The organism is uncultured Nitratireductor sp., from assembly GCF_913053745.1.
In the GTDB taxonomy this organism is placed as follows: domain Bacteria; phylum Pseudomonadota; class Alphaproteobacteria; order Rhizobiales; family Rhizobiaceae; genus Nitratireductor.
Window position 1 is genome coordinate 1 of sequence record NZ_CAJXGF010000136.1, and the last position, 11,611, is coordinate 11,611.

10 protein-coding genes, 1 tRNA gene, 2 rRNA genes and 1 pseudogene are annotated in these 11,611 nt (G+C 58.1%); 11 read left to right on the forward strand and 3 right to left on the reverse strand.

The features are described from left to right. The 3 genes from QZ638_RS18445 to QZ638_RS18455 form a co-directional block, all read left to right on the forward strand. Positions 1-503 (forward strand): 23S ribosomal RNA (locus QZ638_RS18445); the annotation flags it as partial. Positions 504-788: 285 nt separating this feature from the next. Further along, positions 789-903, forward strand: a 5S ribosomal RNA gene (gene rrf, locus QZ638_RS18450). Between the two features lie 102 nt (positions 904-1,005). After that, positions 1,006-1,082 (forward strand) — tRNA-Met (locus QZ638_RS18455). A gap of 60 nt (positions 1,083-1,142) precedes the next feature. On the opposite strand, the pseudogene QZ638_RS18460 reads toward QZ638_RS18455, so the two are convergent. Together QZ638_RS18460 and QZ638_RS18465 are read right to left on the reverse strand one after the other, a co-directional pair. Next, a pseudogene (locus QZ638_RS18460) lies at positions 1,143-1,279 on the reverse strand (aldo/keto reductase); the annotation flags it as partial. A 99-nt stretch (positions 1,280-1,378) separates the two neighbouring features. After that, entirely contained in the window at positions 1,379-2,635 is a 1,257-nt protein-coding gene (locus QZ638_RS18465; protein ID WP_295813373.1) for an MFS transporter, read from the reverse strand. 99 nt (positions 2,636-2,734) lie between these two features. Here QZ638_RS18465 and QZ638_RS18470 point away from each other — a divergent pair, with 99 nt between their 5' ends. After that, positions 2,735-3,193 (forward strand): helix-turn-helix domain-containing protein, encoded by a 459-nt coding sequence (locus tag QZ638_RS18470; RefSeq protein ID WP_295813374.1) that lies wholly within the window; start codon positions 2,735-2,737, stop codon positions 3,191-3,193. Positions 3,194-3,309: 116 nt separating this feature from the next. Further along, positions 3,310-3,816 (forward strand): GNAT family N-acetyltransferase, encoded by a 507-nt coding sequence (locus QZ638_RS18475; protein WP_295813375.1) that lies wholly within the window; start codon positions 3,310-3,312, stop codon positions 3,814-3,816. A gap of 537 nt (positions 3,817-4,353) precedes the next feature. Here the strand turns inward: QZ638_RS18475 and QZ638_RS18480 are convergent. Beyond that, positions 4,354-5,118: an IclR family transcriptional regulator gene (locus QZ638_RS18480; protein WP_295813376.1), complete on the reverse strand. Its 765-nt coding sequence runs from the start codon at positions 5,116-5,118 to the stop codon at positions 4,354-4,356. 194 nt (positions 5,119-5,312) lie between these two features. Here QZ638_RS18480 and QZ638_RS18485 point away from each other — a divergent pair, with 194 nt between their 5' ends. From QZ638_RS18485 to QZ638_RS18510, 6 genes are all read left to right on the forward strand, one after another. Then, the gene (locus tag QZ638_RS18485; protein WP_366936258.1) at positions 5,313-6,884 is read left to right on the forward strand and encodes an ABC transporter substrate-binding protein; all 1,572 of its coding nucleotides are present in this window, start codon (positions 5,313-5,315) and stop codon (positions 6,882-6,884) included. Positions 6,885-6,984: 100 nt separating this feature from the next. Continuing rightward, positions 6,985-7,836, forward strand: a complete 852-nt coding sequence (locus tag QZ638_RS18490) for an alpha/beta hydrolase (RefSeq protein ID WP_295813378.1) — start codon at positions 6,985-6,987, stop codon at positions 7,834-7,836. Beyond that, on the forward strand, positions 7,833-9,446 hold the full coding sequence (gene ggt / locus QZ638_RS18495) for a gamma-glutamyltransferase (protein ID WP_295813379.1): 1,614 nt from the start codon (positions 7,833-7,835) through the stop codon (positions 9,444-9,446). Before QZ638_RS18490 ends, ggt begins: the two co-directional genes overlap by 4 nt. Positions 9,447-9,467: 21 nt before the next feature. Next, the gene (locus tag QZ638_RS18500) at positions 9,468-10,442 is read left to right on the forward strand and encodes an ABC transporter permease (RefSeq protein WP_295813380.1); all 975 of its coding nucleotides are present in this window, start codon (positions 9,468-9,470) and stop codon (positions 10,440-10,442) included. 6 nt (positions 10,443-10,448) lie between these two features. After that, a complete protein-coding gene (locus tag QZ638_RS18505; RefSeq protein WP_295813381.1) occupies positions 10,449-11,381 on the forward strand; it encodes an ABC transporter permease in 933 nt (310 codons plus the stop codon). Then, positions 11,378-11,611 (forward strand): ATP-binding cassette domain-containing protein (locus tag QZ638_RS18510; RefSeq protein WP_295813382.1); only part of this gene is annotated, 234 nt, incomplete at its 3' end. The genes QZ638_RS18505 and QZ638_RS18510, both read left to right, overlap by 4 nt.

An 11,611-nucleotide genomic window follows, 5' to 3' on the forward strand; every position in this document is an offset into this window, starting at 1 on the left:
TCATAGTGATCCGGTGGTCCCGCGTGGAAGGGCCATCGCTCAACGGATAAAAGGTACGCCGGGGATAACAGGCTGATGACCCCCAAGAGTCCATATCGACGGGGTTGTTTGGCACCTCGATGTCGACTCATCGCATCCTGGGGCTGGAGCAGGTCCCAAGGGTATGGCTGTTCGCCATTTAAAGCGGTACGTGAGTTGGGTTCAGAACGTCGTGAGACAGTTCGGTCCCTATCTGCCGTGGGTGTAGGAATATTGACAGGATCTGTCCCTAGTACGAGAGGACCGGGATGGACGTATCTCTGGTGGACCTGTTGTGGCGCCAGCCGCATAGCAGGGTAGCTATATACGGAACGGATAACCGCTGAAGGCATCTAAGCGGGAAACCGACCTGAAAACGAGTATTCCCTGAGAGTCGTGGGAGACCACCACGTTGATAGGCCGGGTGTGGAAGTGCGGCAACGCATGAAGCTTACCGGTACTAATAACTCGATCGGCTTGAATCATTCTCATTGCTTATGCTCATCTGGGCTCATGCTCATCTCGAGCGCTCACGCGAGCTTGCTTCGCAAGCCGCTCAGCGGGCGCGGCGCATAAGCGCCGACGGCCAGTCGGCCTTGCGGGCTTCGCCTGTATCGTGTCCTTGCGGATGAGCGCGGCGAAAGCCGCTATCCTGCGGACGGCACGCGCAAAAATGCGCGACGGCCGCTTGGCCTTGCTGGCTTTGCCCGAAGGCGAACAATCAATGACCGGAAGGTCAACCAGCTTCTCGATTACATGCGTTTCGCCGACCTGGTGGTTATGGCGGGGCGGCTGCACCCGTTCCCTTTCCGAACACGGCCGTGAAACGCCCCAGCGCCGATGGTACTTCGTCTTAAGACGCGGGAGAGTAGGTCGCTGCCAGGTCTGCTAAACGCATGGAAAGCTTCTCAAAACACAAACAAACACAAGAAAAGGCCGCAAAAGCGGCCTTTTGTCATGAAAACAGGCAAAACGCAGAAATCTTGACGCGGGGTGGAGCAGCCCGGTAGCTCGTCAGGCTCATAACCTGAAGGTCGCAGGTTCAAATCCTGCCCCCGCAACCAACATCAACAACAAAAACCCCGCCAGGTCGCCCTCCAACCGCAGGTCAACTGACCTGCGGCGATGGTCTGCGCACGGCTTGCATACCAGGCCGGCACGTCCGAGGGGCCCACGTATCGAACCTCCCCCGAAGAACGAGCTCGTCGAAAGTGCGCATGACCTCTTCAGGCGGCGTCAGGCGGTCCCAGCAGTGCAACAGAATGTTACTGCTTCGCGCTTGGCGTGGCGTTGAACAACAGGTCAACGCGGCCTGTGCGGCAAACCCAACCGTTGGCGGCACTCGTTTCGCAGGGTGCCGCTACCTTGTCTTTACATCTTCATGCACGCGATGGAAAAAAAACCGCGACGTCCCCAGAAATACAAGCGCCGTGAGGCTGAACCCGGCACCGAGCATCGACACGCCCGTCCAGCCGAACGCCTCGTAAATGGTGGTGGAAGCGATGGCGCCGACCGCGCTGCCAAGGGAATAGAATGTCATATACCCGCCCACCAGCCGACTGTGCGACCCGGCATGGGCGGCAAAGATGAGGCTCTGGTTGGTAACGTGAACAGCCTGCACCGCAAGGTCCAGCAGCACAACGCCGAGAGCCAGCAGGACCAGCGACGACGACAAGAGACTGATTGGAAGCCATGACAGGGTGAGAAGCACAAGCGATGCCACAGTTGTCCAGTTCCCCAGTCCACGGTCGGCCAGCCGTCCGGCGCCGCTCGCTGCCAGCGCGCCGGCGAGCCCCGCAAAACCGAAAAGCCCGATCTGTGTGTGTGACAGTGATTGCGCGCTCAAGGGCAGAACCATCGCTGTCCAGAGCGTGCTGAAGCTGGCGAAGACAAGGAACGCCAGAATGGCGCGGCTTCTCAACAACGGGTCGCGGAGAAAAAGTCCGGGCATTGACCTCAGGATGGTGAAGTAGTTCTCCGAACGAGCGCTCTGGATGTGCCTTGGCAGAACCTGCATGAGGAGCAGGGAGAGGCAGAACATGAACCCCGCCGACGCCAGATAGACGAGACGCCAGCCACCGAGATCCGCCAGTGCGCCCGAAATGAAACGGGCTCCGAGAACGCCAATAATCACCCCAGCCGTCACAAAGCCCACAGACTGCCCGCGCTCGTGCGGTGAGGCCAGTGTTGCGGTCAAGGCCACCAGGGACTGGACGACGACGGCAAGCAAACCGACTGCGATCATGCCGCCGAGGAAGATCGTGGCCGTTGGAGCTGTTCCAACAATTGCAAGAGCTCCCGTAGAGAGGAGTGTCTGCCCGATAATCAGTTTTCTGCGATCGAGCATATCTCCAAGCGGTACAAGGAGTATGAGGCCGAGTGCGTAGCCAACATGGGTGAGGGTAACGACAATGCCGATGCGGCTTGGCTCGATTGCGAAGGATGCCGCAATTGAATCCAGCAAGGGCTGCGCATAATAGATATTCGCAACACTAACGCCGCATGTGACCGCGAACAGCCAAAGGGCAAGCGGAGACAGATTGGTTCTGTCCAGTGCACGCTGTGCATCTGCACCGACACGATATGCATCTTCTGCGGATTGGGTTCCTGTGGTCATCTAGCCTCACATTTCCTCTGGTTCTATATTGAGACCATTTGGCAGGAACGAAATCCAGTTCTAATTTAGAACCACTCGACGTGTAAGGGGAGTTGCGTCATGAAGCGCAAGAGTTTTCGGGAAGCGGAATGCCCGGTTGCGCGGGCGCTGGATGCGATTGGTGACTGGTGGTCGCTGCTCATCATCCGCGATGCGTTCGATGGGCTTCGACGCTTTAGCGAAATTCAGCAAAATCTCGGGATCGCCAAGGGCATGCTGGCAAGCCGTCTGCGCGAATTCGTGAAGCTGGGCATTCTAGAGCTTGTGCCAGCATCCGATGGCAGTGCCTATCAGGAATATGCCCTGACAGAGAAAGGACGCGGCCTGTTCCTCGTGGTCGTCGCTCTCCGTCAATGGGGGGAGGGGCATCTTTATCAGAAAGGCGAAGCGCGGTCTCTCCTTGTTGATACCCGTACAGGTCAGCCGGTCGCACCGCTCCGGCTGTATGCGGCTGATGGACGTGCCATCGATTGGCCCGAGACCCGGGTTGAAAGCAAAGTGGCAGAAAGGGCGTTGTGACTCGCTGGAATGTGATTGCAGATGCCATCACATTCCTTCAATTGATCCGGGCGAGCAGGCCCATTGGCACCCGCGATGCTGCCCGCGTGTCGAACATAAAACGAGCCGGACTTGCCATGCAAACAATACGCCCCGCAATCGAGAGCGACGCTGACCTGTTACCGGAGATTGAACGATCGAGCGGAGAGACCTTCTGCCAGATACCAGCGTTGGCGTGGATTGCCGATGATGATGTGCAGACAGCCGATCGTCACCGTGTGCTGATTTCGCGGGGGTCGTCCTGGGTAGCCACGGTCGATCGAGATGTGTTCGGATTTCTGAGTGCGGAACGCCATGGTGAAATGCTGCATATCTGGCAGATGGCCGTGCATTTTGAACATCAGGGAAAGGGGTTAGGCCGTGCGTTGATCGATGCTGCCCGGCAATGGGCCAAGGCGAGGAGCCTGTCGTCGCTTACGCTGACCACCTTTCGCGATGTCCCGTGGAACGCGCCGTTCTATGAGTCTTGCGGTTTTGCTCTGGTGGCACCGGACAGCTCTCCATTTCTCAAGAATGTTTTGGAGGCGGAGAAGAAGGCGGGGCTGCCCATAGAGGCGCGCTGCGCGATGATGCTCAAGCTTTGAGCGCTGCAGTTCTGGCTTGAAAATACACGCCTGGCTGTTGCTTAGGCCAGCTGTTCCCTACAGCTTCTCCGTGCGGCACCGGTTCGTTGGTTGGGGGAAGGATTAGCTTTTGTCTTTGGGTCAGTGATCCAGCGACCTCAGAATGCGTCTTTCCATCCATATGCTCGGCCTTCGTGGCGATGTTCAGCCCTATCCCGCGCTGGCCCCGGGGGCTGAAGAAGCGCGGCCACGAGGTTCTTCTCATAGCGCCTGCCCAATTTGCAGAAACCGTTCAAGCTGAAGACGTCACATCCGCGCCATTGCCGGGAGTCTTCCTTGATCTACGGGAGCGCCCGGAGACAAAGAAGATCATTGGCGGCTTGGGCACCGGGTTTGGCGCAGGGTTCAAGCCGATCAAACACTATCGGCACTTGATGCGCGGCTTGCTCGATGCCGATCTTAGTTCCCAGCTCCCGTCACGATCTTCGTCAGATTTGTCGTGCAACTCATGAGCAGTTTCGACACGGAGTCTGAGTCCGGTGGAGTGTCTCTCCCTGTTCAAACACTATCCTCATCACTCCAACCCAAGGCCCGGGAAAGCCGAGCTGCAGATGATGTCGCCAGTCGAATAATGTGCTCCAGTTCGGACTCTTGAACCCTGAACGCAGGAGCCACGACATGCACCGTCGCTATGACGGAGTTGTCCAAGGCAAAGACGGGAGCAGCACACGAAACCTGATGGTCGCTGACCTCACCGCGGCTGACACAATATCCCTGGCGGCGAATGCGCGTGAGCTCTGCAAGGATGGCTTTGCGGGAGCGTGGCGTGTTTGCCGTAAGCGCGGCAGGTTTCAACGGGACGCATTTATCGATGAAAGCCTGTGGCTGGAAGGCCAACAGACATTTGGGCGAGCCCGCATAGAGGGGACGACGGCGCCCCACATTCGCATGCACCCTCAGGTCCCGCGAAGGCTCGGCCTTCGCGACGCATAAGGCTTCCATGCCATCGATCGTCCGCAGTTGCACGGTCTCGTTCACCCGCTGGCACAGTTCTTCGAGAATGGGCGTTGCCAGACGGATCATATCCGTTTGCGAACTGGCGGTGATTCCCAGAACCAGCATGGCATCCCCCAGCCCATAGGCGCCGTCTTTCGTTCTTTTGACGATCTGTCGCTGTTCCATTGTATGCAACAATCGATAAGCGCGCGACTTGTTCAGGCCTGTTTTTCGCGCGAGATCCGTCACACCGATATTCGGCTTTCGCGCCACCTCCATAAGAAGGTCCAAAGCCTTATCTACTGATTCTACTATATAATTCTGCATGGGTATCTCAAATCAAGTTGATCTCTTTTGGGGAATTTTATGTGTTTCATCTGACAAAACAAGCACAGAATGTGTTTGACAGCCTCGTTTGAGCGACTGTTTACTCAGGCCTGTTGAAGAACACGCAGTTCAAAAAATCACGGCCGGTCACAGGCCGCCGCGAAACAACCAGGGGGAAGAGATTGACCAAATTCATGACCCGGCGGAATTTCCATGCTTCGGTGATTGCGCTGATCGCCGCTGGCGCCATTCCCGCATCTGCGCAGGAGCCAACGCTTTCAATCGGCATGGCTGCGCCCATCACCTCGCTTGATCCGCATGAGGATTCCAATTCACCGAACAACGCCACCAGCCGCCACATATGGGACAGCCTGATCAATCGCGGCGGCTTGGCGGAAAACAAGCCTCAGCTTGCAACTGAGTGGGAGGTCGTCGACGACACGCACTGGCGCTTCAAGCTTCGTGAGGGCGTCACCTTTCATGACGGCTCATCCTTTGACGCTGAGGACGTTGTGGTTTCGCTCATCAGGGCCCGAGACAAGGAGAGCCAGGCATTTGCTTCCTACACCCGCAACATAGCCGATGTGACTGCCGAAGACGATCACACCGTTGTGGTCGAAACGACGGTCCCGGATCCGATGATCCTGAATTCGCTCAGCCGCATTCGCATTATCAGCTCGGAATTTGCGGACGCACCGGTTTCCGATTTTGAGAACGGTCCTGCGGCAGTTGGTACGGGCCCCTTCAAACTGGTCTCCTACACACCGGGGGATCGGATCGAACTGGAGCGGAATGAGGATTATTTCGCCGGACCGGCCGACTGGTCCCGTGTGACCCTGCGTCTTGTACCCGACGATGGCGGCCGTCTCGCGTCCCTTCTGGCCGGCGATCTGGATCTGATCGAGAACCTTCCTGCAGAGGGTGTGGCTCGGGTCGAGTCCAATGATGATCTGAAAATCATTCGCGGTCAGTCCACCCGCCTCGTTTATCTTGGTATGGACGTTTCGCGCGATCAAACACCCTTTGCCACCGCAAAGGATGGGTCGCCACTGGACAGCAACCCCTTCAAGGATGCTCGCGTACGCAAGGCGCTGCTGATGGCGATGAACCGCGAAGCCATCGTTGATCGTGTCATGCAGAAGAACGGCACGGTTGCCCATCAATTCGTTGCCGAAGGCTTTTTCGGACATTCCGGCGAGGTTGAGGAGGTCGGCTACGACCCAGAGGCTGCGAAGGCCTTGCTTGCCGAAGCTGGTTATCCGGACGGCTTTGCCCTCACCATTCACGGCCCGTCTGGACGCTATGTGAATGACAGTGAAGTCTTGCAGGCCGCAGGCCAGATGTTCTCGCGCATCGGCATCGACACCAAGGTGGAAGTGATGCCCTGGTCGGTTTATTCAGGCAAATATTCCGATGGCGAGTATTCGCTCTTCCTCGGTTCCTGGGGCGTGAATACCGGAGAAGTCTCCAATCCGGCGCTGGCTCTTGTGGCAGCACGGAACGCTGATAAGGGCACCGGACGCTACAATGGCGGAGGCATCGATGTTCCCGCGATCAACGAGCTTCTGGATCAGGCGACGTCCACGCTCGATGAAGAGACAAGAGAACCTCTCCTTCAGAATGTCTCGGCGGCGACATTCAATGATGTGTGGCTGTTGCCAATGCACTACGAGAATGTGGTGCTGGGCGCGAAGAACGGCATCGAGTTCAAGCCGCGCGGGGACAAATACACGCTCGCTTATGAAGTGCACAAAGCAGGCGAGTGACGCGGACTTCGCGGGAGGCGTCTGGATCGCCTCCCGCATTTTTCTCCCACTGTAAGGCGTCCCATCGGGCCCGCCTGCATTAAACATCTCAGGAGTACACATGCAGGAGCTTGCATCCAGCGGTGCGGCTTTGCGCGCGCGCGCCATCTATGACTATGGTGAAACCGCAATCATAGCGTCCACCATCGATCCCCGGTTCCACATGATGCTCTATGTTCCCCCGGCAGCCGCCGAGGGGAAAAAGGTCGATCTGCTCGTTGCCGTCCACGGAACCGGTCGAACCTCGGCTCTCGAGTTTCGCGACGGGTTCGCCGAATTCGGTCTTTACAATGACTGCGCGATCCTGTGCCCGATCTTTCCGGTCAATGTGCGCGGTGATGGAGCTCGCTCGGGCTACAAGTACATGCAGGAAGGCGACATCCGTTACGACGAAGTCCTTTTGTCCATGGTCGAAGAGATGGCAGGGAAATATGGGCAGGACTGGTCGAAGTTTGCGATTTTCGGCTATTCCGGCGGTGGTCATTTTGCGCACCGTTTCGCCATCCTCCATCCGGAAAAACTATGGGCTGCAAGCATCGGTGCACCTGGATCGGTGACGCTCCTCGATCCGGACCGCGATTGGTGGGTTGGCGTGCGGGACGTGGCCGAGCGTTTCGGCAAACCCTTCGATGCATCAGCCCTCGCACGCGTCGCGGTTCACATGGTTGTCGGTGATGCAGATCTCGAAACCTGGGAGATCGCCCATGCACCCGGCTCGGCCTATTTCATGGAAGGCGCCAATGACGCCGGTGCCACCCGACCCGAGCGGCTGCGCAGTCTCAAGGCTTCGTTCGAGGCGGCCGGGGTAAATGTGACTTTCGACCAGCTTCCGGGCGTCGCGCATGATCGGATGAAATGCATTGGTCATACGAAAGCTTTCCTGACCCGCACTCTCAAGGAGATGCGCGCATGAACCGCAACGCTACGATTGTTGCTCCGCAACCAGAGGCAGTGGAAGCCGGCGCCGAAGTGCTGGAACGTGGCGGAAACGCCATTGATGCGGCACTAGCCTGTGCGTTCGTTCAGGGCGTTGTCGATCCGCAGATGTGCGGCATTGGCGGCTTCGGATCGATGCAGGTCTACATGCCGGATCGCGGCATTCACGAGATGCTGGAGTTTTATGCGCTCGCGCCCTCCGCGGCGACGCCCGATATGTGGCTCGACAAGCTTCTGGGGCAAAGCCGGGACGGGTTTGGTTTCATCCTTGAAAACAACATCTCCGAGATCGGCTATCTGGCCTGTTGCACCCCCGCTTCGCTCAAGGGATATGAGCGCGCCCTGAAAGATTACGGCACCTGGGATTGGGGCGACCTCATCGCGCCAGCCATTAAGTATGCCGAAGAGGGCTTCAAGATTCGGCCGCACATGCACTGGTACTGGACCAAGGACCAGACAGGTGACGGGCAGGTGAATACGCTGGACAAGCTACGATACTCGCAAACCGGCCAGCGCGTCTATTTCCACAGCGATGGCAGACTTCGCGAGGTCGGCGAGATACTGAGCAACCCTGATCTCGGGCGTACACTGCGACGGATCGCAGAGAGCGGCTCTTCAGACATATTCTATCACGGTGAAATCGCGGAGCAGATCGCTGCGGATTTCGCAGCCAATGGCGGATTGATCGCGCTTGAGGATCTGGCGCAATACGAAATCACCAAAGCAGCACCGGTTTGGGGCAGCTACCGCGGACGCCGGATTGCCTCCAGCCCCCCGCCGGGCTCCGGCTTTCCGATGATCGAATTGCTGCAAATTCTGGAAAACTTTGATCTCGCCGCGATGAAGCACGGCTCCACAGACTATGTGCGCACGCTGTTCGAGGCGATGAAGCGGATGACCATCGACAAGGACACGCATATGGGCGACCCCGCCTATGTGGATGTTCCGGTGGAGAAACTGCTGTCCAAGGAGCACGCCGCGGAACTTGCTGCACAGATCAAGCGGGGAGAACGGGCCAGCGTTGAGCGGCTGGATATGTCGCAGCGGGACACCACACACATTTCGGTGGTGGATAAGCAGGGCAATGCCGTGGCTTTGACTCATTCGCTGGGGAGCCCCTCCGGTGCCATCACTGATGGGTTGGGCTTCATGTACAACGGATTGATGAGCCGCTTTGACCCGCGGCCGGGGAAGGCCGCATCGATTGCGCCCCGCAAGCGCAGGGCGAGCTCAGCCGCGCCGACCATTGTGTTTGAGGGCGACAATCCCTCGATCGTGATTGGCGCTCCCGGCGGCAGCTACATTGCACCCACCGTTGCCCAGGGGATCATCAACATGATTGACTTCGACATGAATATTCATGCGGCTGTCTCCGCACCGCGACTGGTCGGCGTGTCCAACAGCATAGACATCTGCAACCGGATCCGGCGTTCCGTGGCTGAAGAGCTGCGCGGGCAAGGCTATGAAGTGTTGCGCTCGCCACAAGCTTATGCGTTCGCCGCGCTGCATGGTATCCGGATAACGGACGGGATCTCCTCCGGCGCTGCAGATCCACAGCGTGATGGTATGGCGATCAGCGTCGACTGAGCCGGAAAGCGACAACAAATCATGGTAACCACCCTCATACGACGCATAATTCAGGCGGGGTTCGTCATCCTTGCGATGACGGTGATCGTTTTCCTGGGTGTGAATGTGATTGGCAACCCAGTCGACATTCTCATCAACCCCGACCTGAACCAGGCAGAGCGGCTGCGCGTGATCGAGAACCTGGGGCTGGACCGGCCGCTTTGGCAGCAATATCTGAGCTTCCTGCACGGTCTCACGGAAGGGAATTTCGGCAACAGCTTTGTCTATTCCAAACCGGCGCTCGATGTGATTCTTGAGCGGTTGCCCGCGACGCTGGAGCTGGCGCTCTGTGCGATGGTGATCGCGATAGTCGTTGGCCTGCCCCTGGGGCTTTATGCGGGCCTTTATCCGAACCGGGTGTCCTCACGGGTCATCATGACCGGCTCCATTCTCGGCTTCTCGCTGCCCACTTTCTGGGTCGGGCTCATGCTGATCCTGCTGTTTGCCGTGCAACTCGGCTGGTTGCCGTCCAATGGGCGCGGCGAGACCGCCATGTTGTTTGGCGTTCGCTGGTCTTTCCTGACGTGGGATGGGCTGTCGCATCTGTTGCTGCCTGCATTGAACCTTGCCCTCTTCAAGACGTCGCTCATTCTTCGGCTCACCCGTGCAGGTGTGCAGGAGGTGATCATGCAGGATTACGTCAAGTTCGCCCGCGCCAAGGGTTTGCGGGAAAACCGCATCATCCTGGTGCACATACTGAAGAACCTGATGATACCTGTCGTGACGATCATTGGGCTGGAGTTTGGTTCTTTGATCGCCTTCTCGATAGTGACCGAGAGCATATTTGGCTGGCCGGGCATGGGGAAGCTCATCATCGATAGCATCAACCTGCTCGATCGCCCGGTAATCGTCGCTTACCTGATGATGATGGTGGTGCTCTTTGTCTCGCTGAATTTCATCATTGATGTCTGTTATACGCTGCTGGACCCCCGGGTTCGGCTGGATGGCAAGGGTTGACGCGCCATGGAGTCGAAAATCGCCACTGAAGCTGAAAGCCCCATTGCGCGGACCGGCCAGAGGCCGATCAGCAGGCGCATCTGGCCTGCGCTGCGTCACTTCTTCTCGTCTCCGGCCGCGCTCGTCGGATGCATCGGGCTGGTTGTCGTACTGTTCACCGCTATCTTCGCGCCGTGGATCGCTCCGCAGAACCCCTATGATCTGCAGCAGCTCGACATTATGGACAGTCGTCTGCCCCCCGGTTCGGAGAGTTTTTCAGGCGTGCCCTACCTTTTGGGAACCGACGGCCAGGGCCGCGATATTCTGTCCGGCATCATGTACGGACTGCGCACCTCGCTGATTGTCGGCATTGCTTCGGCATTCGCGGCCGCACTTATCGGCACCACTTTGGGGCTTATGGCTGCCTATCTTGGGGGACGTACCGAGAATTTCATGATGCGCCTGGTGGACCTGCAACTGTCCTTCCCCACCATTCTCATGGCGTTGATGGTGTTGGCCATTCTTGGCAATGGCGTGACGAATGTCGTGTTGGCAATCATCGTCGCGGAATGGGCGACCTATGCACGTACAGCGCGTGGCACAGCGTTGGTTGAACGGGAGAAGGAGTATATCGATGCGGCGCGCTGTCTGCGCATTCCCGGTCGTCGTGTGCTCTTGCGGCACCTTTTGCCCAACTGTCTTGCCCCGATCATCGTGATAGCCACTATGCAGGTGGCCCGTGCCATCGGACTTGAAGCGACGCTCTCCTTTCTGGGGCTGGGCGCATCGGTCACCCAACCCTCTTTGGGAATGCTGATCTCCAACGGCTACCAGTATCTTCTGTCTGGTCTCTACTGGATCAGTTTTTACCCCGGCATCGCCCTGCTCATCACGATCGTATCTATCAATCTGGTGGGTGACCGGCTTCGCGATGTGCTCAATCCGAGGAACGCCCGATGACAGCGCTGCTTGAAGTTCGAAACCTCGTCACCGAATTTCCCGGCGAGGCAGGAAACGGTCTGCGTGCAGTCGACGATGTATCGTTTCGACTGGAGCGCGGGGAGGTGCTGGGCCTCGTGGGCGAGAGTGGTTCCGGCAAAAGCGTCACGGGGTTTTCCGTCATGGGGCTGGTGGACTGGCCTGGCCGTGTGGCAGGCGGACAGATCTTGTTTGATGGTGAGGATATCGCC

Coding starts and splice junctions, on each gene's coding strand:
- QZ638_RS18465 (WP_295813373.1), bottom strand. CDS start 2,635: ATGACCACAGGAACCCAATCCGCAGAAGATGCATATCGTGTCGGTGCA.
- QZ638_RS18470 (WP_295813374.1), top strand. CDS start 2,735: ATGAAGCGCAAGAGTTTTCGGGAAGCGGAATGCCCGGTTGCGCGGGCG.
- QZ638_RS18475 (WP_295813375.1), top strand. CDS start 3,310: ATGCAAACAATACGCCCCGCAATCGAGAGCGACGCTGACCTGTTACCG.
- QZ638_RS18480 (WP_295813376.1), bottom strand. CDS start 5,118: ATGCAGAATTATATAGTAGAATCAGTAGATAAGGCTTTGGACCTTCTT.
- QZ638_RS18485 (WP_366936258.1), top strand. CDS start 5,313: ATGACCCGGCGGAATTTCCATGCTTCGGTGATTGCGCTGATCGCCGCT.
- QZ638_RS18490 (WP_295813378.1), top strand. CDS start 6,985: ATGCAGGAGCTTGCATCCAGCGGTGCGGCTTTGCGCGCGCGCGCCATC.
- ggt (WP_295813379.1), top strand. CDS start 7,833: ATGAACCGCAACGCTACGATTGTTGCTCCGCAACCAGAGGCAGTGGAA.
- QZ638_RS18500 (WP_295813380.1), top strand. CDS start 9,468: ATGGTAACCACCCTCATACGACGCATAATTCAGGCGGGGTTCGTCATC.
- QZ638_RS18505 (WP_295813381.1), top strand. CDS start 10,449: ATGGAGTCGAAAATCGCCACTGAAGCTGAAAGCCCCATTGCGCGGACC.